Consider the following 20,703-nt stretch of genomic DNA (forward strand, 5'->3'; position numbering starts at 1 on the left):
GCCTGCCTGCCGGTTTTCCGGCTGTTGATTACTGCCCGAGACCGGCCAGGCACTTTTGTCAGCGCATTTCCTTGGCCGGAGTCACCCCAAGAATAGCAAGACCTGACGAAATGACAACGCCAACTGCACGCAGTAACGCTATTTTTGTCGATGTGGCCTTTGGATCACCGTCCCGAATGAAGCGCAGCGAGGTCTCGTCATTGCCGCGATTCCACAGCGAATGCAGCGACCCGGCCAGATCGTAAAGGTAGAACGCCACCCGATGCGGCTCATGCGCGGCTGCCGCCGCCTCGATCAGGCGCGGATATTCGGAGAGCTTGCGGACCAGCTCCATCTCCGCGGGGTGGGTCAGCGCGGACAGATCGGCCCCGGCGAGGGCGGCGTCCGACACATCCACGCCCATCTCCGCCGCGCGCGCCGTCACCGAATGCACCCGGGCAGAGGCGTATTGGACGTACCAGACCGGATTATCCTTGGACTGCTCCAGCACCTTGGCGAAATCGAAATCCAGCGGCGCGTCGTTCTTGCGGGTCAGCATGTGAAAGCGCGTCACATCGCGGCCCGCCTGTTCGACGACATCGCGCAAGGTGACGAAGGTGCCGGCGCGTTTTGACATCTTGAACGGCTCGCCATTCTTGAACAGCTTCACCAGCTGGATCAGCTTCACATCCAGCGGCACCCGCCCGTTCGACAAGGCCCGAACCGCCGCCTGCATCCGTTTGACATAGCCGCCGTGATCGGCGCCGAACACGTCGATGAGTTGGTCGAAACCCCGGTCGATCTTGTCCCAGTGATAGGCGATATCGGGGGCGAAATAGGTCCAGCTTCCATCGGATTTCATCACCGCCCGGTCCTGATCGTCGCCGTGACTGGTCGAGCGGAACAGCGTCTGCTCCCGCGCCTCCCAATCATCGGGCAGCTTGCCCTTCGGCGGCTCCAGCACGCCCTCATAGATCAGCCCTGCCGCCCGCAGCCGCTCGATCGCCGCTTCGATCCGCCCCGAACCATACAGCGCCTTTTCCGAGGAATAGACATCCATTTTCACATTCAGCGATGCCAGATCCTCGCGGATCATCCCCATCATCGCCTCGGTGGCGAAGTCGCGGATCTCGGCCAGCCATTCCTCTTCCGGCTTGTCGAGCAGCGTATCCCCATATTTCTCCTTCAGCGCCTCGCCGACCGGGATCAGGTAGTCGCCGGGATAAAGCCCCTCTGCGATGCTGGGTTCCTGCCCGTTCGCCTCCCGGTAACGCTCATATGCGGAGCGTGCCAGCACATCGACCTGCGCGCCGCCATCGTTGACGTAGTATTCGCGCGTCACGTCATAGCCCACGAAATCCAGCAGGCTTGCCAGCGCGTCACCGAAAACCGCGCCGCGCGTATGGCCGACATGCATCGGCCCGGTCGGGTTGGCGGAGACGAATTCGACATTCACCTTCACCCCCTGCCCGAGGGCGGAACGGCCATAAGCCTCCGGTGCGGTCAGCGCCGCCTTGACGACAGCATGCCACGCCGACGGGTCCAGCCGCAGATTGATGAAACCCGGCCCCGCCACCTCCGCCGAGGTGATCCGCGCATCGCCCGTCAGCCGCGCCGCCAGTGCCTCCGCAATATCGCGCGGCTTCGCACGCGCCGCCTTGGCCAGCACCATCGCGGCATTCGTCGCCATATCGCCATGCGCCGGATCTCGCGGCGGCTCGACCGTGACATTCTTCATATCCAGACCTTGGGGCAGCTCGCCCGCCTCGGTCATCGCGTTCAGGGCGTCCAGAACGACACCGTGGATTTCGGCAAAGAGGTTCATCTTCATCTTCCGCTTGTTCCCGCCTGCGATAGCCCCGCAGCGGGTCAAAGGTCAACGGGGCGGCGCTTCTGCCGTCAGGTGACGCAGCCCGTGGGTGACGTCCGCCCGAATGGCGAGGCGCAGCGCCGGTTCATCCCCGGCTTTCAGCGCCGCGATGATCATCCGGTGATGGCGTGGCGGGCTATTCCGCTCCACCCGGCCGTAAAGCGCCCGCATCGTCGGGCCGAGCTGCAGCCAGACGGTTTCAAGGATCGCCAGCATCGCCGGGGCCTGCGCGCGCAGATAAAGCGCCCGGTGAAAATCCAGATTGCTGCGGATATAGCCGACCGCGTCATTGCGCATCACAGCCTCGGCAATGACGTTGTTCATCGCGCTGAGCCGGTCGATCAGGGCGAAATGCGCGCGCGGCAGGGCGCGGGAGGCAAGCTCCGGCTCGATCAGGGCGCGAAGTGCGGCCAGTTCCTCGATCCGCTCAAGCGACAATTCCGGCGTCGTCACCCGCCCGGAAGAAGAAAGCGTCAGCGCACCTTCGGTCGCGAGCCTGCGCACCGCCTCTCGCGCCGGGGTCATCGAGACGCCGAACTCGGAGGCTATGCCGCGAATCGTCAGCGCCTGACCGGGCGGCAGTTCGCCGACAAGGATGCGTGCCCGCAAATTTCGGTAAAGCCGCTCATGTGCGGTCGGATCGGCGGGACGTGCGGCGCTCATCCGGTCATGTGATCACAAATCCGGGCAGGGTCAATCCTTGAAACGCCACGCCTGCAATCCGGCGCCGTTTTCGCGCAGCCAATGCCGGTGCACCCCGTATCCCGGCATCAGCGCCTCGACCTGCGCCCAGAAACGCGGCGAGTGATCCATATGCGCCAGATGCGCGACCTCATGGGCGGCGACATAGTCCAGCACCGCATAGGGGGCCATCGCCAGCCGCCACGAAAACATCAGCCGCCCGTCCGCCGTGCAGCTTCCCCAGCGGGACCGCGTGTCGCGCAAAGTCATCGCCCTTGGCTGGCGACCGAGATGTCCGGCATGACGATCCACAGCCTCGCGCAGCGCCGCATGGGCGCGATGTTTCAGCCACGCCTGCACCGTCGCCCCGACCGCCCTGCCCTGCGGGACATAAAGCACATCGCCCTCCAGCCGGACCTGGCGCAGCGGCATAACGCTCAGCGTGACCTCGGTCCCGCCGACAGGCAGCCGCGCCCCTTCCGCCACGATCTGCGGCCCCGGCATGGCAGAGACGGTCCGCCGCAGCCAATCCTCCTTCGAGGCGACGAAATTCCTGCCCTCCGACAGGCTCATCCGGGGCGGCATGGTCAGCACCACATCCCCGCCCGCACGCGGCACCCGCAGGGTCATCCGGCGGGCGCGGGCATTGCGCCGCACCGAAACCGCAATATCGCCAATCTTGATCTGCTCGTTCATCACGCGAAAGGATAGGACTTTACAGCCTGTCAGGCTTGTGGCAGGGGAACGCGGATTTACCTAACCGCGGCGTAAGGAGAATACCATGCCCAAAGAGGAATGGGGCACGAAGCGCCTGTGCCCGCATTGCGGGTCGCGCTTTTACGACCTGCAGAACGACCCGATGACCTGCCCGGTCTGCAATACCGAGTTCACGCTGGAAAGCCTGACCAGCGGGCGCGGCCGGTCGCTGACATCCGAAAAGACCGCATCCAAGGATGACGACGATCAGAGCGACGACCTGATCGACGACGATCTGGACGATGACGACGACAGCGGCAGCGTCGATGACGACCTGCTGGAAGATGACGACGACGATGATGACGTGTCACTTGACGACATCGCGGATGTCTCCGGCGACGACGAAGATTGATTGCATTCGCAACCAATATTGCTTATCCCCGTTTTAGACATATCAGATCTAAAACAGGGATAAGCCCATGAAATACAAAACTCTGAACGCGCTCGCCCCGCAAATGCGCAGCGTCCTGCGGATGGTATCCGCCGCGGTTTTCTTTGCGCATGGCAGCCAGAAAATCATCGGCTTCCCGGCCAGCGACCGGGCTTTTCCTGAAATCTTCTCCCGCTTCTGGTTCGCCGGTGTGCTGGAGCTGATCGGCGGTGCGTTGCTGTTTGTCGGGCTGTTCTCGCGCCCCGTGGCGTTCGTGCTGTCCGGCCTGATGGCCTTCGCCTATTGGATGGCCCACGCCCCGCGTCACTGGGTGCCTGCGCTGAACGGCGGCGACGCGGCGATCCTGTTCTGCTTCATCTTCCTGTATCTGGTGTTTGCGGGCCCCGGCCCGTGGAGCCTTGATGCCCGCGCCGGCCGCGACCGCTGATCCGCATCACCTCGCGCCGGGGCCTCACCCAAGCCCCGGCGCTTTCTTTTTCCATCACTGCACGAATTTCCCCTTGCGCCCCGTGATGCGACCCCATATAGACCGCCCACGCAACGGCGCACCGCGCCCACGCAGACCTCCGGTGGGGCCATAGCTCAGTTGGTAGAGCGCTTGAATGGCATTCAAGAGGTCAGGGGTTCGACTCCCCTTGGCTCCACCAGTGATTCTGTTTTTCCTGATTTTCCCTTACAATTCAGCGAGATACGGGAAGATGCCGGGAAGGCTTTCTGACCATTCTGACCAACCATTCTGACCAATTTCCGGCAGAGCGGATGACAGGACGATTCTACGGACCATCCTGCCCTGTTCTTCGTCCGTCTTGCCCGGCAATATTTTGACAAAATTTTCTGAGGCCCCGACCTCGACAGGTATCGCAAGCGCGTTCCCCCCGGATGCCGTCCCGTTCTCATGGGCGCAGATGGGCGGTTGATTGGAAGGTGGGGCATGTTCCTCCGTCGCCGGTCCCGCTCACCTTCTGAACTCTGCTGCGTCAGCCGCTAGGCGCTCAGCATCTGCGTCATCCCTTCCCGCACCCTCTGCACATCCCTGCTGTCCCGTTAGGGCAAGGTCTAGTGAGTCGTCTCACGGCACCCTGATTTCCGCCCCATTAGAATGGTGTTGACATTTTGGGACAGTCTTTGGTATCACGTCTAAGATGCTTATGGGACAGATGCAGAGGAACCCCGAGACATGACCACTGGTGCGCTGATAGGATACGCAAGAACATCCACCTTGGACCAGAAGGCTGGTCTTGAGGGGCAGGAAAGAGACCTCAGAGCCGCCGGGTGTGACCGGCTGTTCATCGAACAGGTGTCGTCGGTGGACGTGAAAGCGCGTGAAGAACTCGCTGAGGCGCTCGCCTTCATCCGCACGGGTGACACGCTGGTGGTGACCAAGCTGGACCGTCTGGCCCGCTCTGTGGCGCATCTCTTGGAGATATTGGAGGTGCTGACGGGGAAGGGTGCGGCTCTGCGCATCCTGAACATGGGGATCGACACCAGCACACCGACCGGGAAGCTGATGCTGACGGTCTTGGGTGGCGTGGCTGAGTTTGAGCGGGAAATCATGCTGGAACGGCAGCGGGAGGGGATCGCCAAGGCGAAGGCAGCAGGGAAGTACAAGGGCCGGAAGCCCACGGCACGGGCGAAGACGGAAGATGTGCTGAGGCTGCACCGTGAGGGTGTCGGCGGGACCGAGATCGCCAAGCGGTTGAAGATCGGCAGGGCGAGTGTCTATCGGATACTCAGCGAGAGCGCCGATGACGCGAAGGACGGCGGTGGAAAGGAAGCAGCGGCATGATTATGACGATCTTGGAGATTGCCCCTTGGGTTATTAACGGTGTGCTGGTGGTCGGAGCGATACTGTCCGTGTGGTCTGCGGTGTGACATATCTGCAACAGTATGTCGGTCCATCTGTGTTTTTTCCGCGTTAGATAAGTGTGCCAAATCGAGCAACCATCTGATCTTTCTGGAATGTCACAAATATCTAATGCGTCAGTTCCTATATGGGAACTAAGTTATTGCTTTACATGCGTTTTATGTAGATTCATGATTCCGCTTGTGATGCCCCTTTCTGCATCACCTAGCACAGCATGAGGAACACCATGAGAGACAACCACAAGGAACATCATCGCTTGGAAGAAATGACACTTGCGGTGGAATTTCTGATGGCTGCAATACGAGGAATTGCGATGGAAGATCAGCGCGGCTTCAACGAGGCTGACCAGTATCTTAATCTGGCAGTAAGAAAGCTGCTTCCACTGGACAAGTCATTATCCGTTCTCGAACAGACTGAGAAAGGAACACTACAATGTCCACCCCTCATGAAATCACCGCCTTCACCTACTTGGACAAGCACTCGATCCGCACCGTGAGCATCGACGGGGAACCTTGGCTGGTTGCCCGCGATGTACTCGACGTGCTGGGCATCGGAAATATGTCTATGGCGCTGAGTAACGTCAATAAAACTGATGTTACTGAAACCCGCCTCCGCCCCAAGCACGGCAGGGCAAACAAGCTCGTCAACGAAGCGGGGTTCTACAAGCTCGTCCTGCGGTCCAACAAGCCGGAGGCCAAGCCGTTCCAGCCGCGCCAGCGGCGCTCAAGATTGGGTCGCGGGTACGGTCCTGCCGTCCATCCGCAAGACGGGCTCTTACGTCCAAGGCGAAGAGGGTCTTGCTGCGGCAACCCATCTGGCCTTCCACACCCTCAGAACTTCTGCGGTAGATGCCATTACGACAGGCAACGTCTGATCGCCAGCGTTCGGAACGGCAGCTCTACCCCGGCTTGAAGCGACCTCAGCGGGCAGGCGGAACGGGACGATGCCCCTCAGAGGCACTGATCGGGCCTGTCAGAGTCTTCATGAAATCCCGGCTGTTACCTAGCGGGACGACGTGATGGCTCTCTGTGGTGTCTTCCTGAGTCTGTGCGGGCGAATCAATTAGGGCCTGTCCTAGGATTTATTGTCGTCGTTCTCCGATGAAGCCGATAACCCCTCTTCTTAGGACATATCGTCGCTCATCCATCACGTTCAGCACTAGCGTTCATCACCTCATCTATCGGTATCTGAACGCCAGTGCTGAATGCCGCTGATAGCGACGACGATCTTCCACCCCCTCAACCGCCGCCCGGTCATCATGCCGTGGCGGTTTTCTCATATCCCCCTAATTGTGAAGGATTTTCCTCATGCAACACTTCCATAACAGCGACTTCGTCCGCGATCTAGCCAACCAGATCATCCGGGAACGCTTTGCGAACAGCCACGGCGTTGAAACCCTAGATGAATACCTTGAGCGGATAGACGCGTTACAGACGTGCCACCTATCTGCAAATCAGGCGAGCCGAGTGATAGGCACGGCGGGAAAGCAGCGCAGGGACGCAAAGCTTACCATCGAAAATGGGACAAGCATTATCGTCAACGTGCCGATGAATGACCCGCGCCGCCCCGGTGCGAAAGTCTGGGCGCAAATTGAGCTTGGCATCTGGCTGGACCTTTTGGAGATGGGCGCAATCAACGCGTGGCGCTTTGTCGGGAAGGGGAATGGACGGACTGACGGTCAGGTGATGACGAACGTGCCTATGCGAAGCGCGGCTTCCACCGGGAAAACGGCTGTCGTCCGCTTGATAGTGAACGCCAAGCCCGGACAGCAAGCCCGGACGCTGGACCACAACCCGCTGAACCTACGCCGGTCCAATATATACCTCAATGGCAGTCCAAATTGGACTGACGGGGGGAAGAAGACGGCGAAGACCGACAGTGTGGCACTGATCCGGGAACAGGCTGCATTGCGTCAGTCATGTGCCGGGAAGGATTACGGCATCCCCGCCAGCGAAGCGGACCAGCAACAGCGCCACCACCAGACGAACGGAGAAGCATGAGCATGACGGTCGAGATGATTGATTTGGGGCGGATCAACCGCCGCCCCGGTGACTTCTGTTTCCGCTGGGGCGGAGTGGACCGGCACCACAAGGCCGATCTGGTTCAGGCTCTGGGGCGGAATGGCGGCAAGCCGTTCGATCCCGTGACGCTCTGGGTTGACCCCGAAGCACAAGCGAACAGCAAGCTGACTGTGCTTGATGGTCTGCACCGCATCGCCGCGTATCATGCCGCCAAGTGGTCCGGGCCGATCCCCGCTGTGATCCTTCAAGTGACGCGCAAGGATGCCCTTGCCGTGGCCCTGAAAGAGAACACGAGGCATGTCCTGCCGTTCTCACAGGCTGAACGGATGGATGCCGCTTGGCGGCTTGTCAGGGAACCCGTGAAGCCTCGCTTCAAGGTGAATGAGGTGGCCCGGCTGGCGTCCGTCTCTGGCCGTGTCGTGGACAAGATGCGGGCAAGGTGGACGCTCATGCAGGAACGCGGCGAGGAACCGACAGGCGGGTGGTCACGAGACCAGCACGAGGAACCCTATGGACCAGATGAAGGATGGCAACCGATGACCGACAAGGCACGGGAACGGGCAACCAAGGAACTGACCGGCATGATCCGGGATTTGCTGGATCGCAGGAAGCACCCTGAGATGCCCATTCTGAGGGACGCTGAGGCGGTCAACAGGGCGGTTCTGGATGCCCTTGGCGACCAGCGGTTCAATGAGTTGTGCGAATATCAGCACGGCGGGGAACTGAACGAGTGGCTTGAGTTTGCCCGTGAAGGCGATGACATGGACCACGAAGGGCTTGCCGACGAAGCGCAGGACGAGGAAGAACCTGCCTTCTGACACCCTCAGAATACGCACGTAGTAGGAACACGCATATGCGTGTTTTTGGACCCTCAGAGACGGGCGGCGAAGGTCGCCCCTCTCACCCCCTGACAAGCCGCTCAGCCGCTAGGCGCTCAGCCACTGGCGTTCAGGCAACCTCACGGCCTCCACACATGCCCGCATCTGGGCCGGTGAAGCGCCACGGGTGTAGACGCCGAAAGTCATGTCTTTCTTGTCCGGCACATGCCCGACCACATCCGCTATGGTCTCTCTCGGCTGCCCCTCATGTCGCGCCTGAGTGATGAACCAGCGGCGGGCAGAGTGGAAGTTGACGAGGCTGCGGCGTTTGCCGGGTTGCATGTCGTCAACGCCAAGTTGCTTGCGAAAGCGAGCGAACCGCTTGCCGAAAGTGTCTGACGGATCGCGCTCTTTCTCCAACTCATGGAACAACCACGCCTTGCCGGTCTTGCCGACCATTCGACGCTGAACGATTGCTGTCAGATCGGGGTGGACCGGAACAGGGCGCGGCGCTGCATCGGTCTTGCCCTGCTGAATGTCAAAGACGAGACCAACCCCGTCTGGCCCTTCCCGGATTTCCTCGACCCAGAGCGACACAATCTCAGCCAGCCGCATCCCGGACAGAAGCGAGATCGTCAGAGCATCCCGGATGGCAGGGATATGTTCTTCACGCATCCGTGCAGGATCGGGGGAATGCAGCAATGTCCTGACCTCTTGTTCGGTGAAGGCGCGTTCCTCAGCTTCCTTGCTGTCGCGCTCGACACGCTTGCCCTTGTTCTCTAGCTGCTGGTCATTCCACGGCCACCCTGCACCCCTTGGTTCACCCGGCGGCAAGTCAATGAGACCACGGGAAGCGAGATACTTCCAATATCCACGCAGGGCTGTCAGGTGTTTCGTCTGGGTTGCCGGGTGCATCTTGTCGATGACCTCAGAGACATAGCGGCCAGCCTGTCGCCGGTCTATCCGGTCCAAGGTCAGGGCGCGAGGCGTCTGCCCTGCTGCCCATGCGGCCATTCTGCCGATCAACCCTGCGCGTTCCTTGCGTGTCTTCGGGGCGACCTTGGCGAGCCTCAGATAGGCTTCCAGATGAGCGTCTACAGGCTCATAGCCATGCAGGGCGGACAGGAAGGCTTCACGCTCTGCGGGCTTCCTGAAAGCCTCTGCGGTCGCCTCTGCCGACTCCACGGAAATGTCGTACATGCCCGGCCAGTCATCCGGTCCTTGCTGCTGATCGTCTTCGGCGGCGGCGATAGCTTCACGATACACGACACCCTGTTCACGGGCGGACAATGTGACGGGGCTGATTACTTCCCCCGAACGGAACGCAGCAAATGTCTCTGCGGTCTCTCGTTCCAGCTCATCGCGCATCCTCTGGGCGGCTCGCAGATCGCCCGTGCGCAGATTGACCTGCCAATATCTGCCCCTGCCGACAGCCTTTCGGATCACCTCCGGGATTTCCCTGCGGAACCACCAGCGGTTGCCCTTGAGCGTCAGAAGACGCCGCCCTGCGTTCTTGCTTCGTCCCGCCACTTGTTACCCATTCTGACCAACCATTCTGACCAATTTCTTTCCGATAAAGTCCAATAATTCAAGGGTTTTAACGGGTTATCGCAACTTCGTGTAGACTCCCCTTGGCTCCACCAAAAAAAACTCCGCAGATCCGCACATTGTCTTATCGGCAAAAGCCAGATCGCACGCCCCTACTCCGCTATCACCTTCATACCGCTCACTGAAAACTGGTAGTGGCTCGACAGCGTGCCGTCCTCCAGTGTCCAGCGGTAGTCCATCCGCGTCGGCACCATGAAACCGCCGACATTCCGGTAGTCGAGCTTGCGGCCCGTTTCGAACTGCATCGTGTTGTTGCCCTCCATCAGCAGGCGGTCGGTTGCCATTTCCTCGATCTGGCCGTCGCTGCCGAAGCGCACGATATAAGCGCCCTCTAGACCGGGGCGGGTGATGCTGAGCAGGGCGGAGCTGTCGTCGCGCGGTTCCCACGCCACGTATTCGTTCGGCAGAAGCGCCCATGGCATCAGCGGGGCCTGACCGTAGTAGCGCAGCGTCAGATAGCTGTGGAGCGAGGCAACCTCGCTCGGGTCTTCATAATCGGTCTGCATGACCTTCATCCAGCCCGCCAGCTTGGCGCGCATATTATGGCGGTCGAGGAAATAGGCGTCGCGGCTTTCCAGCATCGGCAGACCGTAGCGATAAAATGTGCCGGTCCAGGCGTAGACCGGGGATGAGGGGCGATTGACCTGCCGCCCCTTTGCCGTGAATTGTCCGACCGGCAGCAGGAAATCCCCGGCCTCCCGCCACTCGACGGCGCGCAGCGTGACCTCTGTCTGGCCGTTGAAAGCATAGTCGAAATAGCGGCGCACCGGGGCCGGCAGATCGGCGTAAACCTCCGGACGCAGGTCGATCGTTACCACCTCGGTTTCCCCGATCACATCCTCCGCCACAAGCCGTGCATTTTCACGGCCCGCGCGCCAGAAACCGACCGCGACAACCAGAACGATCAGCCCGATCAGGATCAATGGATATTTAATCATCGCCCCGCCCCTCATTCCCGATAGCTGATGTCGGTGATCTCGGCGTCCCAGAACGGGTACAGCTCACCACCCGCCATGCGTGAGATGGTGAAGCCGAAGGGGATCATCTGGTTGCCGACCGGGCGATAATCGCGCCGCGCGACATGCTCGCCCGATCCGTGATATGGCGTCGTCAGGTCACCATCCTCTTCCGCTACCATCTCCGTCATCCGGCCTTCCGTATCGAACCGCGCCACCAGCGAGGCTGACAGCCCGTCGGCGCTGACGATGGCACGGGCACTGCCGTCGTCGATGGCTTCCCAGGTGACCGGCCCGCCGGGCAGCAGCGCCTCCGGGTAGAGGGCGCTTTCCAACAGCCAGCGGCGCAGCGATATCTGGTTGAGCTCCGGTGTTTCGCGCTCATCCACCACGGTCAGGGTGGACAGCACCTTCGCCTTCATCTCCATCTGCCCTTCGGCAAAGAAATCATAGGCGCGCGCCCAGACACCCGGCATGACCGGCGTCGTGGCGGCGAAAACCAGCGCAGGCTCACCGACGGCAATGGTCTGCTGGGCGGTCGTGTCGTTGAAGGTCTCCGTCAGCGGGCGGCGGAAGCTGCCCTTTGCCTCCAGCCGGACGGAACTGTAGCGCGGCACCGGGCCAATGAACACATAGTCGAAGTAGCGCTGCACCGGCGCGGGCAGTTCCGACATCAGCGCCGGGTTCAGCGCGGGTGCCGGGTTTTCTTCGCCGAGTTCCGCCACGCGGGCAGCAAACCCGTTGATATCGGCTTCGGTCCGCGACGCGGACCAGGCAACAGCGCCCACACCCGCAACGACGAGAGTGCCAACACCGATGGCGACGTATCTGAGAATTTTCATGTCAGGCTCCATCTAAATCGTACACTAATGTACTGCCATTGACAGCGTCGTACATGCGTATACACTTCCTGTCAAGATAAAAGCGGGACAGGGATATGAGCACGGACAAACAGGACGAACGGCGGCGGCAGATCGAGACGGCGGCTTTTGAGTTGCTGGCCGAAAAGGGCTATCGCAGCACCAGCATGCTACAGATCGCCAAGCGCGCCTCGGCATCGAACCAGACGCTTTATGCGTGGTACGGGAACAAGCAGACGCTGTTTCAGAACCTTATCGAAGAAAACGCGCGCAATATCAAAGACCTGCTCCACGCGGCTTTGGACCGCAGAAGCGACCCGATGGAGGCGCTGCGGGCGCTCGGGCCGATGTTTCTGGCATTCACGACGGGCGAGAAAGCCATCATCGTCAACCGCGCCGCGATCACCGATGCCGGCGAAACCGGGTTGCTGGGTGAGGCAATCGATCGTGGTGCACGGCAGGATATGTTCGGGCTGATCACCGCCATTATGGAACAGCTCATCGAGACGGGCCGATTCGCTTCGGATGTGGAGCCCGCCGACGCTGCCGAGACCTATGTCAGCCTGCTGATGGGCGAAGTCCCCATGCGGCAGGCGCTTGGCCGCCTGGACCCGCTCACCGACGCTGAATGCAGGGCGCGTGCGGATCGGGCGTTGAGCTTGGTCAGCAGGCTCTACGGCAAGGATCGGCAGCAATAGCTTGTCTGTCTCAAGGCTGACGGTCTCTCAGCCCTTCGAAGCTGCCGTCAGGGCGACATGAAACGCATCGAAATTCCGCAAGCCCTCGGGGTGCGGCCCGATTGGCGCGTTCGAGATGAAGGGCACGGATTGTTCCTGCCGCCCGCCATGCGAACGCAGCGGCGCGTCAAGCGCGCTCAGGTCATGCTCGGCCTCGCGCGTCCCGATGGCCCGGCCCGCGACGGAGGTGGCGACAAGATCACCGATCCTGTCGCCGGGCAGTTCGAACCGCGCCTCGGCTTCATGACGGGTCAGCACATCGTCGATACCGTCGAGGTCCCGCGCACGCGCGGCAATCTCCGTCGCCTGAATCGGATCGGACAGATACACCGTCGCGAAGGCCCCGAACGCGCCGTGATGAACCACATAAGGATCGGTGATCGGCAGGATCACACGCGCCGCCCCTGCCTCGAGCCAGTCGTCCAGCATCTCCTGAAGATAGATCACCGCCGGGCGGCCATCCGGGTGATGCTTCGCCTTCATCCCGTGATCGGCTGTGATCACAATTGCAGCACCCGTGGCCTCCAACCCCGGCAGATAGCGGTCGAAACTGGCGTAGAACGCATTCGCGACATCGTGGCCGGGGGGATATTTATGCTGGATGAAATCGGTCGTGGTCAGATACATCAGATCGGGCCGGAACTCCGTCAGCAGGCGAACCCCGGCAGCGAAGACGAATTCCGACAGCGCGGCGGAATAGACCTCCGGCACCGGCAGGCCAAGCCAGTCCGATGCCGCCTCGACCCCGTGATCCGCTTGCGTGGTCAGGTCCGCTTTCTCCGCCGAAAAGCAGATCGCGCGACCGTCATCGAAACCGAGCCCGGTGCCGAGCAAGGCGCGCAGCTTGTCCTTCGCGGTCACAATCGCCACACGCGCGCCCGCGTCAAAGAACCCGGCGAAGATGGTCGGCGCGCGCAGAAATCGCGCATCGTTCATCATCACCTCCTCGCCGGTTTCCGGGTTGAGGAAATAATTGCCGCAAATTCCGTGAATGGCGGGCGGACGGCCCGTGGCAATCGACATATTATTCGGGTTGGTGAAGCTCGGCATCGCGGACAGCGCCTCTGCCCGGCTGCCATTTGCGATCATGCGCGAGAGGTTTGGCATCAGCCCGGCCTCCATCGCCCTGTCGAGATATTCCGGCTCGCACCCGTCAAGACAGATCACCACGGCGGGACGTTTGGGCCACGGATAGTCGCGCCCGTTGATGGTCAGGGTTCCGGTCATCATCTTTCCTCCGGCGGTTTGTCGCCAAGCACCAGTTCGACGGAGGCGAGCGGCCAGCGGCCAATGCTGAACTCGATGGGTCGGCCCTCGGGGTCGCGATTGACCGAGCGGACGATCATCAACGGCGTCCGGTGCGACAGATGCAGCGCGGCGGCGTCGCTGCGTGGAGCAAACCCGCCCGTCACCCGCGTCTCCGCCCGGCCATAATGCGGAATGCCATGCGCGCGATAGACATCGGCCACGGATTGCTGAAGGCTGTAACGCGCCTCGAAATCCGTGAAGCGCGCGGCAGGGAACTCCTTCGTCGCGAGATAGGCGGGCGCGCCGTCGACGATCCGCAGCCGGGTCAGCCGCACGACCTCCGTCCCGGCGGGCAGACGCAGAAAATCCGCGCCTTCCGCGCTGACCGGCGCCCGGACAAGCTCCAGCGTGCTGCTTTCGATCCGGGCCTCGCCGGTCTCAAGGCTGCTGGAAAAACGCAGATTATCCTCAACGATATAACGCGCAGGACGGCTGCGGATGAAAATGCCGACGCCTTTGCGCGCCTGCAACTGCCCCTCCTGCTGAAGCTTCGACAGCGCCTTGCGGATGGTCAGCCGGCTGACATCGAACAGCTCCGCCAGATCGTTCTCACCGGGCAACTTCGCACCGGGCGGCAAGGGACCGCTGGTGCAGGCCTCCGCCAGCCGATCATAGATCTGCAACCAGATCGCCCGCTGCCCCCGTGGCGCGTAAGGCTGCCCGGCGATCCGGGTAATCTCAGCCAGAGCGTCGCTGTCGAAACTGTCTATATTGAGTCGCTTATTCACGTTCGAGAACCTTCCTTCCGGCAGAGAAGACCGCCCTGATATAGCGCCTGTCCGGGTCGAGCACGATCAGATCCGCCCGCTGTCCCGGCGCGATCTCACCCCGGTCGGCCAACCCCGCAGCGCGCGCCGGTCGGGTGGAAATCAGCCGCCATGCCTGATCCAGCGGCAGCGTCCCGCGATCCGCCAGCGCAAAGGCTGCGGCCATCGGGGCGGGATAGTAATAGTCGGAGGCAAGCGCCGAACACAGCCCGGCCGCAATCGCATCCTCGGCATTGACAGCGTTGTTCTGACTGCCGCCGCGCACCACGTTCGGCGCGCCCAGCACGACCGCCTCCCCCGCAGCCGAAGCCTCGGACGCGGTCGCCAGCGTCATCGGAAACTCCGACACGCTGATCCCGAGATCGCGATTGTCCCGGCGCTGTTCCGGGCTGGTCTCGTCATGGGCGAACACCATCCGCCCGGCCTGCCGTGCCGCGCCGGTCATGCGCCGGATCGCGCCCGGCACCTCGTCAGAGCGTTCCAGCAGGCGATGAATAAGCCCCACACATGCCTCCCGCGACAGGCCGGAGCGGTCTGCCATCCTGCCGATCTTGACGGAATCCGCGCCGAGCCCCTTTTCAGCCGTCAGATGATCGTTCACCGACAAGAGCAGCGAGGGGTGCCGCGTAAGCCAGCTTTCGATCTCATCCAGATCATCGAGGCAATAGGTCTCCCAGCGGAGATTGACATGCGTGTCGCAGTCCAGCCTGCCCGACAGCGCGTCAAGCTCGGTCAGAAACGACCGCGCGGCCCCCACGCTGCGCAACCCCGGCTCCCACGAAACGGACAGGCCGTGAAACGCCGTGGTGATGCCGTTGACGATAAGCTGCCGATCCGCCTCCGCCAGAGCCAGCGGCAAGGGAAAGCTGACATTCGGGCGCGGATGCAGGATGCGTTCGAACCCGTCGCCATGCATATCGACGATCCCCGGCAGGACGAGGCAACCGGCCCCCGAAAACCGCCGCGCATTCCGGGCCGCGTCGGTGATCCTTCCGTCGCTGATGGCAATATCCGCCGTCTCGAACCCCCCCGGCATCAGCGCGCGGCCGCCTTCGATCACCCAGTCCTGCGTCATTCCCGCGCCTTCCATTTGCTGCGTCATGGTCTCGTTACAGGAATCACCTATACGGGCGTTGTGTGACATTGCTGTGTATACAGCGTAGACATGAGGAAACAACATGTACCGCGCCATTCTGACCGCAGCCGCGCTTGCCGCTGCAACCCCGCTCGCCGCCGAACCGATCCGTTTCGCCGTCACCGACATCGAGGGGCTGGAAGCCCTCCAACAGGAATTCGCCGCCTTTGAAACCGCGCTTGAAGAGGTCACCGGGATGGAGATGGAACTGTTCCCGGTCAACTCGCGCACCGCAGCGGTCGAGGCGATCAATCAGGGTCAGGTCGATCTGGTCCTGACCGGTCCTGCCGAATATGTCGTCATCAAGGAACTGACCGACGCAGAGATCATCGCCGCCTGGCAGCGCCCGAACTATTACGCGCAGATCGTCACCCTGTCGGCAGGCGACGTGGAATCGGTTGAGGATCTTCGCGGCAAGAAGGTCACTTTCGGCTCCGTCGGCTCTACCTCCCAGCATCTTGGTCCGGCGCAGGTGTTGGCCGATTTCGGGCTGGTCTATGGCACCGATTACGAACCCCAGATCATCTCCCGCAACGTCGCGGTCGAGGCGCTGATCCGTGGCGACGTGCAGGCGGTCGGCATGAATGAAGGTCACCTCCAGTCCATCCGCGAGGCCTTCCCGGAGCAGTCTTTCACCGTCATCGCCCGTGGCCGCGACCTGCCGAACGACGTTCTGGTCGCCCGCAAGGATATGGATGCCGAGGCCAAGCAGAAGATCGCCGACGCCTTCGTCAATGACGGCGAGACGCTGATGGCCGCCGTGCTGAAAGGCGACGACAACCAGAAATACAAGGGCGGGTTCTTCCTGACCTCCATCGACGACAGCAATTACGATTACGTCCGCGACATGTACGCCACGATCGGCGTCGACACCGCCAGCTTTGTCGGCGACTGAACCCAAGGCAGAAAACGGCACGGGGGCGGAGATTTCCGCCCCTTCTCACGTTCACGCGACAAGGGATGCGCCATGTCGGACCTGATGGAAGCCACCCGCGCCGCCGCAGCGGAAACCGCACCCGCCCCGGCGACAGGCGACCCGGTGGTGATCGCCAAGGGCTTGCACAAATCCTATGACCGCAGGCGTGTCGTGCTGAAAGGCGTCGATCTGACCATCCGCGAGGGCGAGCGTGTCGCGCTCATCGGCTCAAACGGCAGCGGCAAATCGACCTTCCTGAAATGCCTGATCGGCCTGCACCCGATTTCCGAGGGCGAGGTGACGACACTGGGCGAGCATTTCACCCGCCTGCCCGACTCCGCACAACGCAGCCGGATGCGGCGATCGACCGGGTTCGTGTTTCAGAAACACTGTTTGGTAAAACGCCGCTCAGTCCTGTCCAATGTCGTCCACGGCATGTTGGGGACCGAGGGAAGCTGGCGGGGTTTCAGCCAGTCGACCGCCCCGGAAAGCTGGCGCAAGGCGGCCCTGGACGCTTTGGCAGAGGTCAATCTGGCCGGTTTCGCCGATTCACGCGCCGACGCATTGTCCGGCGGTCAGCAGCAGCGCGTCGCCATCGCCCGCGCGCTTGTCCGCCGTCCCCGGCTGCTGATCGCGGACGAACCGGCGGCCAGCCGCGACCCGGTATCCGGTCGCGATGTGATGGCGCTTTTCGCGCGGCTGTGCCGTCAGCACGGGATCACGCTGATTTTCACCTCGCATGACATGGCGCAGGCGCGTGAGTTCTCCGACCGCACCGTCGCGCTGCGCGCAGGCCGGATTTTCATCGACCGGCCAAGCCGCGACATAACGCCCCGCGATCTGGAGGAGGTCTTCGATGTCTGACAGCACAACACCCGGCCCGGCAAAACCCCTGCCTGCGCGGCTATCCGGGGTATCCCCGGTGACCTATGTGCTGCTGATCGTCTGCGCGGCCATCGTCATTTCCTCCCTTCAACAGGTCGCGCCAAGTCCCGCGCAGCTTGTCGAGGGGGTGCCGGGCATGATCTCGCTTGTCGACCGGATGATGCCACCCAACACCGATCCGGCTTTCCTGAGCCGCATGGGGCTGCGCATTGTCGAGACCTTCCAGATCGCGCTTGCCGGGGCCGCCATCGGCATCGTGCTGAGCCTGCCAATCGGCTGGCTGGCAGCGCGCGGCGTGACCCCACTGGGGCGGTTCGGTTATCTGGTGAAGGCCTATGTCTCGCTGCTGCGCACCATTCCCGATCTGGTCTGGGCGCTGCTGTTCGTCGGCACCGTCGGACTCGGCGCGGTTGCCGGGACGCTGACCATCGTTGTCGACACAATCGGGTTCTGCGGTCGCTTCTTCGCGGAAGCCATCGAGGATTCGGACAAGGAACCGCAGGAGGCGCTGTCGGCCATTGGCGCGAACCGGGTCTCCGTCTTTCTGGGTGCGATCCTGCCGGATGCCGCGCCGTCGATGATCAACACCTCGCTTTTCGCTTTGGAAAAGGCGGTGCGGTCTTCGGTTGTGCTGGGTCTGGTCGGGGCCGGCGGGATCGGGCAGGAACTGAAAGTCGCCTTCGATCTGTTCCAGTACCGGAACGCCTCGACCATCATTCTGGCGATCTTCGTGATCGTTCTGGCGATGGAATACGTCACCGATCGTCTGCGATCAGCCGTGCAATAGCGCCCGGCTGATCGCGGCAGTCTTACGCTTCCCTGGTGGGGTCGAACCCGAGCAGGCGCAGCGCGTTCAGCGTCACCAGAACCGTCGCCCCGGTATCGGCGAGGATGGCCAGCCACAGCCCGGTAATCCCCAGCACCGAGGTGACGAGGAACACGGCCTTCAGCCCAAGCGCAATGGTCACGTTCTGCCGGATATTGCCCATTGTCGCGCGCGCCAGCCGGATCAGGGCGGGCACGTCGATCACCCGGTCACGCAGGATCGCGGCGTCGGCGGTTTCAAGTGCGACATCGGTGCCGGAGCCCATTGCCACGCCGACGCTGGCCTGTTTCAGGGCCGGGGCGTCGTTGATGCCGTCACCGATCATCATCACCCCGCCATCGGCGCTCATCTCGCGGATGGTGGTCAGCTTGTCTTCCGGCATCATCTCGGCGCGGTAATCCATGCCCAGCCCTTCCGCGATGGCTTTCGCGGTTCGCGGGTTGTCGCCGGTCAGCATCACCGGGCTGATGCCCATATCGCGAAGCTGGCGCATGGCGTCGGAGGCATCGTCGCGCGGCTCGTCACGCATGGCGATCAGGCCGAGCGGTTCGCCCTCGCGGAACACGGCGACGACGGTCTTACCTTCGGACTCCATCTCGCTCACCCGTCCCGCCTGATCGGCCACGATCCCGCCCGCGTCACCCGCGAAACCCGGAGAGGCGACCCATGCTTTCGCGCCGCCGACCTGCGCCTCGACCCCCTTGCCGACAATGGCACGGGCATCGCTGGCAGGAAGCGGGGCGACGCCCGCCTCCTCCGCACGGTTCAGGATGGCGAGCGCAAGCGGGTGGCTCGACCCGGCCTCGACCCCTGCGGCGACGGCCAGCAGATCGCTTTCCTGCACGCCAGGCGCGGGCACGATCTCGGTCACTTTCGGCTTGCCGTGGGTCAGCGTGCCGGTCTTGTCGAAGGCGATGCGCTTGACGCCCCCGGCTGCCTCGATCACAGCCCCGCCCTTCATCAGCAGGCCGCGTTTCGCGCCCGAGGACAAAGACGACGCAATGGAGGCCGGAACGGAGATCACCAGCGCACAGGGGCAGCCGATCAGCAGCAGCGCCAGACCGCGATAGACCCAAGTGTCCCACGGCTGCCCGAAGGCCAGCGGCGGCACGAGGATCACCAGAGCCGCGACTGCGACGATTGCGGGCATGTACCAGCGGGAGAAACGGTCAATGAAACGCTCCGTCGGGGCGCGCGCCTCCTCCGCTTCTTCAACGAGGCGGATGATGCGGGAAATCGTATTATCGGCGGCTTCCTTGGTGACGCTGACCCGCAAGGCGGCCTCGGTGTTGATCGAACCGGCAAAGACAGCCTCGCCGGGGCCGCGCGTGACAGGGACGCTTTCGCCGGTCACCGGGCTTTCGTCGATGCCGCTTGTGCCGTCAACGATCTCGCCATCCGCCGGGATGCGGTCGCCGGGACGGACCAGAACCACCTGACCGATCTGCAGGGTTTCGGCAGGCACTTCCGTGGTCTTGCCGTCCACCTCCAGCAGCGCGGTCTTGGGCACCAGATTGGCGAGCGCGCGAATGCCGTCACGCGCTTTGCCAGCGGCGACACCTTCCAGCACCTCGCCCACGGCGAACAGGAACACGACAAGCGCCGCCTCCTCCGCCGCGCCGATGAACAGCGCGCCGATGGCGGCAACTGCCATCAGGCTTTCAATGGTGAAGGGCTGACCCATGCGCAGCGCCTCGAAAGCGCGCTTGGCCACGGGTGCGACGCCGATCACACAGGCCGCAACGAAAGCCCAGTAGCTGAGATCGCCCGGCACCAGCAGCTTGAACGCCCATGCCGCCGTCAGAAGCGCGCCGGTCAGAAGGACCAGCCGCCCCTTTGAGGTCTTATACCACGGCTTGCCGCGATCGGCGGGATCGTCATGGACATGCCCCGGACTGCCATGCCCGGCATCGGCTTTGCCCGTCACGGCTTCGCCGCCGTGGTCATGATCGTGGTCGTGGTCATGATCGTGCCCATGATCGTGGTCATGTCCTTCGCAATCCGGTCCGTGGACATGCGGTTTTTTCGCGGTCGCTGGCGGGGCCGAAACATTCGCCGCCCCTCGCGGCGCAATCCCGTAGCCCAGACGCTTGACGACCTTCTCGACATCCTCATCCGTGCTCGCACCGGGTTCGAGCTCCAGCGTCAGCCGTTCGCTCATCAGGGCAACCTTCACGTCGCTGACACCCGGCAACCGCTCGACCGCCTTTGTCACCTTGGCGCTACAGGATGCGCAATCCATGCCGCTTACGGTCCATTCGCGTTTCGTTGTTTCCGCCATCGCCATTCTCCTGCCGGTAACGTCCGGCCACTTGTCTCCATTGA

The 20,703-nt window shown here is 62.5% G+C and carries 20 protein-coding genes and 1 tRNA gene; 11 read left to right on the forward strand and 10 right to left on the reverse strand.

Annotation, left to right across the window (positions count from 1 at the left end; all coding sequences use genetic code 11):
- Positions 1–58 precede the first annotated feature (58 nt).
- From argS to PAF12_RS07305, 3 genes are read right to left on the reverse strand one after another with little or no spacing between them, the layout of a single operon-like run.
- Positions 59–1,804, reverse strand: a complete 1,746-nt coding sequence (gene argS, locus PAF12_RS07295; RefSeq protein WP_271109505.1) for an arginine--tRNA ligase — start codon at positions 1,802–1,804, stop codon at positions 59–61.
- Positions 1,805–1,855: 51 nt separating this feature from the next.
- Positions 1,856–2,512: a GntR family transcriptional regulator gene (locus PAF12_RS07300; protein ID WP_271109506.1), complete on the reverse strand. Its 657-nt coding sequence runs from the start codon at positions 2,510–2,512 to the stop codon at positions 1,856–1,858.
- A 30-nt stretch (positions 2,513–2,542) separates the two neighbouring features.
- Positions 2,543–3,226: a M48 family metallopeptidase gene (locus PAF12_RS07305; RefSeq protein ID WP_271109507.1), complete on the reverse strand. Its 684-nt coding sequence runs from the start codon at positions 3,224–3,226 to the stop codon at positions 2,543–2,545.
- An 85-nt stretch (positions 3,227–3,311) separates the two neighbouring features.
- Between PAF12_RS07305 and PAF12_RS07310 the strand changes: the two genes are divergently transcribed.
- The 7 genes from PAF12_RS07310 (at position 3,312) to PAF12_RS07340 (ending at position 8,380) form a co-directional block, all read left to right on the forward strand.
- Positions 3,312–3,638 carry a TIGR02300 family protein gene (locus PAF12_RS07310; RefSeq protein ID WP_271109508.1) on the forward strand — a complete coding sequence of 109 codons (327 nt, stop codon included), beginning with the start codon at positions 3,312–3,314 and terminating at the stop codon, positions 3,636–3,638.
- A gap of 67 nt (positions 3,639–3,705) precedes the next feature.
- Positions 3,706–4,104, forward strand: a complete 399-nt coding sequence (locus PAF12_RS07315) for a DoxX family protein (protein WP_271109509.1) — start codon at positions 3,706–3,708, stop codon at positions 4,102–4,104.
- Positions 4,105–4,248: 144 nt separating this feature from the next.
- Positions 4,249–4,324 (forward strand) — tRNA-Ala (locus tag PAF12_RS07320).
- Between the two features lie 530 nt (positions 4,325–4,854).
- The gene (locus PAF12_RS07325; RefSeq protein ID WP_271109510.1) at positions 4,855–5,463 is read left to right on the forward strand and encodes a recombinase family protein; all 609 of its coding nucleotides are present in this window, start codon (positions 4,855–4,857) and stop codon (positions 5,461–5,463) included.
- Between the two features lie 510 nt (positions 5,464–5,973).
- On the forward strand, positions 5,974–6,453 hold the full coding sequence (locus PAF12_RS07330; RefSeq protein ID WP_271109511.1) for a BRO family protein: 480 nt from the start codon (positions 5,974–5,976) through the stop codon (positions 6,451–6,453).
- A 395-nt stretch (positions 6,454–6,848) separates the two neighbouring features.
- A complete protein-coding gene (locus tag PAF12_RS07335) occupies positions 6,849–7,541 on the forward strand; it encodes a hypothetical protein (RefSeq protein ID WP_271109512.1) in 693 nt (230 codons plus the stop codon).
- Complete coding sequence (locus PAF12_RS07340) at positions 7,538–8,380, forward strand: hypothetical protein (RefSeq protein WP_271109513.1); 843 nt, start codon at positions 7,538–7,540, stop codon at positions 8,378–8,380. The genes PAF12_RS07335 and PAF12_RS07340 overlap by 4 nt, the downstream gene beginning before the upstream one ends.
- A 108-nt stretch (positions 8,381–8,488) precedes the next feature.
- Here PAF12_RS07340 and PAF12_RS07345 read toward each other — a convergent pair whose 3' ends face one another.
- The 3 genes from PAF12_RS07345 to PAF12_RS07355 all read right to left on the reverse strand — a co-directional run bounded on the left by PAF12_RS07345 (position 8,489) and on the right by PAF12_RS07355 (position 11,786).
- A complete protein-coding gene (locus PAF12_RS07345) occupies positions 8,489–9,910 on the reverse strand; it encodes a tyrosine-type recombinase/integrase (RefSeq protein WP_271109514.1) in 1,422 nt (473 codons plus the stop codon).
- A 170-nt stretch (positions 9,911–10,080) separates the two neighbouring features.
- Positions 10,081–10,926 carry a DUF6544 family protein gene (locus PAF12_RS07350; RefSeq protein ID WP_271109515.1) on the reverse strand — a complete coding sequence of 282 codons (846 nt, stop codon included), beginning with the start codon at positions 10,924–10,926 and terminating at the stop codon, positions 10,081–10,083.
- An 11-nt stretch (positions 10,927–10,937) separates the two neighbouring features.
- Positions 10,938–11,786 (reverse strand): DUF6544 family protein, encoded by an 849-nt coding sequence (locus tag PAF12_RS07355; protein WP_271109516.1) that lies wholly within the window; start codon positions 11,784–11,786, stop codon positions 10,938–10,940.
- A 95-nt stretch (positions 11,787–11,881) separates the two neighbouring features.
- On the opposite strand from PAF12_RS07355, the gene PAF12_RS07360 reads away from it, so the two are divergent.
- On the forward strand, positions 11,882–12,502 hold the full coding sequence (locus PAF12_RS07360; RefSeq protein ID WP_271109517.1) for a TetR/AcrR family transcriptional regulator: 621 nt from the start codon (positions 11,882–11,884) through the stop codon (positions 12,500–12,502).
- A 27-nt stretch (positions 12,503–12,529) separates the two neighbouring features.
- On the opposite strand, the gene phnA is transcribed toward PAF12_RS07360, so the two are convergent.
- The 3 genes from phnA to PAF12_RS07375 are packed head-to-tail and all read right to left on the reverse strand — an operon-like array spanning position 12,530 to position 15,718.
- The gene (gene phnA, locus PAF12_RS07365; RefSeq protein ID WP_271109518.1) at positions 12,530–13,771 is read right to left on the reverse strand and encodes a phosphonoacetate hydrolase; all 1,242 of its coding nucleotides are present in this window, start codon (positions 13,769–13,771) and stop codon (positions 12,530–12,532) included.
- A complete protein-coding gene (phnF, locus tag PAF12_RS07370) occupies positions 13,768–14,577 on the reverse strand; it encodes a phosphonate metabolism transcriptional regulator PhnF (RefSeq protein WP_271109519.1) in 810 nt (269 codons plus the stop codon). Before phnF ends, phnA begins: the two co-directional genes overlap by 4 nt.
- Positions 14,570–15,718, reverse strand: coding sequence for an alpha-D-ribose 1-methylphosphonate 5-triphosphate diphosphatase (locus tag PAF12_RS07375; protein ID WP_271109520.1), 1,149 nt, complete (start codon positions 15,716–15,718; stop codon positions 14,570–14,572). The genes phnF and PAF12_RS07375 overlap by 8 nt, the downstream gene beginning before the upstream one ends.
- Before the next feature lie 76 nt (positions 15,719–15,794).
- Here PAF12_RS07375 and PAF12_RS07380 point away from each other — a divergent pair, with 76 nt between their 5' ends.
- The 3 genes from PAF12_RS07380 to phnE all read left to right on the forward strand — a co-directional run bounded on the left by PAF12_RS07380 (position 15,795) and on the right by phnE (position 18,339).
- Complete coding sequence (locus PAF12_RS07380; protein WP_271109521.1) at positions 15,795–16,646, forward strand: phosphate/phosphite/phosphonate ABC transporter substrate-binding protein; 852 nt, start codon at positions 15,795–15,797, stop codon at positions 16,644–16,646.
- A gap of 72 nt (positions 16,647–16,718) precedes the next feature.
- Positions 16,719–17,531 carry a phosphonate ABC transporter ATP-binding protein gene (locus PAF12_RS07385; protein WP_271109522.1) on the forward strand — a complete coding sequence of 271 codons (813 nt, stop codon included), beginning with the start codon at positions 16,719–16,721 and terminating at the stop codon, positions 17,529–17,531.
- Entirely contained in the window at positions 17,524–18,339 is an 816-nt protein-coding gene (gene phnE / locus PAF12_RS07390; RefSeq protein ID WP_271109523.1) for a phosphonate ABC transporter, permease protein PhnE, read from the forward strand. Before PAF12_RS07385 ends, phnE begins: the two co-directional genes overlap by 8 nt.
- 22 nt (positions 18,340–18,361) lie before the next feature.
- Here phnE and PAF12_RS07395 read toward each other — a convergent pair whose 3' ends face one another.
- Positions 18,362–20,665: a heavy metal translocating P-type ATPase gene (locus tag PAF12_RS07395; protein ID WP_271109524.1), complete on the reverse strand. Its 2,304-nt coding sequence runs from the start codon at positions 20,663–20,665 to the stop codon at positions 18,362–18,364.
- Positions 20,666–20,703 lie beyond the last annotated feature (38 nt).

The organism is Paracoccus sp. SCSIO 75233, assembly GCF_027912675.1.
Classification (GTDB): domain Bacteria; phylum Pseudomonadota; class Alphaproteobacteria; order Rhodobacterales; family Rhodobacteraceae; genus Paracoccus.

Excerpts from the sequence above, each read along its gene's own strand:
- PAF12_RS07385 (WP_271109522.1), top strand. The coding sequence starts at position 16,719 with ATGTCGGACCTGATGGAAGCCACCCGCGCCGCCGCAGCGGAAACCGCA.
- PAF12_RS07300 (WP_271109506.1), bottom strand. The coding sequence starts at position 2,512 with ATGAGCGCCGCACGTCCCGCCGATCCGACCGCACATGAGCGGCTTTAC.
- PAF12_RS07325 (WP_271109510.1), top strand. The coding sequence starts at position 4,855 with ATGACCACTGGTGCGCTGATAGGATACGCAAGAACATCCACCTTGGAC.
- PAF12_RS07355 (WP_271109516.1), bottom strand. The coding sequence starts at position 11,786 with ATGAAAATTCTCAGATACGTCGCCATCGGTGTTGGCACTCTCGTCGTT.
- PAF12_RS07305 (WP_271109507.1), bottom strand. The coding sequence starts at position 3,226 with ATGAACGAGCAGATCAAGATTGGCGATATTGCGGTTTCGGTGCGGCGC.
- argS (WP_271109505.1), bottom strand. The coding sequence starts at position 1,804 with ATGAACCTCTTTGCCGAAATCCACGGTGTCGTTCTGGACGCCCTGAAC.
- PAF12_RS07315 (WP_271109509.1), top strand. The coding sequence starts at position 3,706 with ATGAAATACAAAACTCTGAACGCGCTCGCCCCGCAAATGCGCAGCGTC.
- phnA (WP_271109518.1), bottom strand. The coding sequence starts at position 13,771 with ATGATGACCGGAACCCTGACCATCAACGGGCGCGACTATCCGTGGCCC.
- PAF12_RS07335 (WP_271109512.1), top strand. The coding sequence starts at position 6,849 with ATGCAACACTTCCATAACAGCGACTTCGTCCGCGATCTAGCCAACCAG.
- phnE (WP_271109523.1), top strand. The coding sequence starts at position 17,524 with ATGTCTGACAGCACAACACCCGGCCCGGCAAAACCCCTGCCTGCGCGG.
- PAF12_RS07360 (WP_271109517.1), top strand. The coding sequence starts at position 11,882 with ATGAGCACGGACAAACAGGACGAACGGCGGCGGCAGATCGAGACGGCG.
- PAF12_RS07330 (WP_271109511.1), top strand. The coding sequence starts at position 5,974 with ATGTCCACCCCTCATGAAATCACCGCCTTCACCTACTTGGACAAGCAC.
- PAF12_RS07340 (WP_271109513.1), top strand. The coding sequence starts at position 7,538 with ATGAGCATGACGGTCGAGATGATTGATTTGGGGCGGATCAACCGCCGC.
- PAF12_RS07310 (WP_271109508.1), top strand. The coding sequence starts at position 3,312 with ATGCCCAAAGAGGAATGGGGCACGAAGCGCCTGTGCCCGCATTGCGGG.
- PAF12_RS07380 (WP_271109521.1), top strand. The coding sequence starts at position 15,795 with ATGTACCGCGCCATTCTGACCGCAGCCGCGCTTGCCGCTGCAACCCCG.
- PAF12_RS07350 (WP_271109515.1), bottom strand. The coding sequence starts at position 10,926 with ATGATTAAATATCCATTGATCCTGATCGGGCTGATCGTTCTGGTTGTC.
- PAF12_RS07375 (WP_271109520.1), bottom strand. The coding sequence starts at position 15,718 with ATGACGCAGCAAATGGAAGGCGCGGGAATGACGCAGGACTGGGTGATC.
- PAF12_RS07395 (WP_271109524.1), bottom strand. The coding sequence starts at position 20,665 with ATGGCGATGGCGGAAACAACGAAACGCGAATGGACCGTAAGCGGCATG.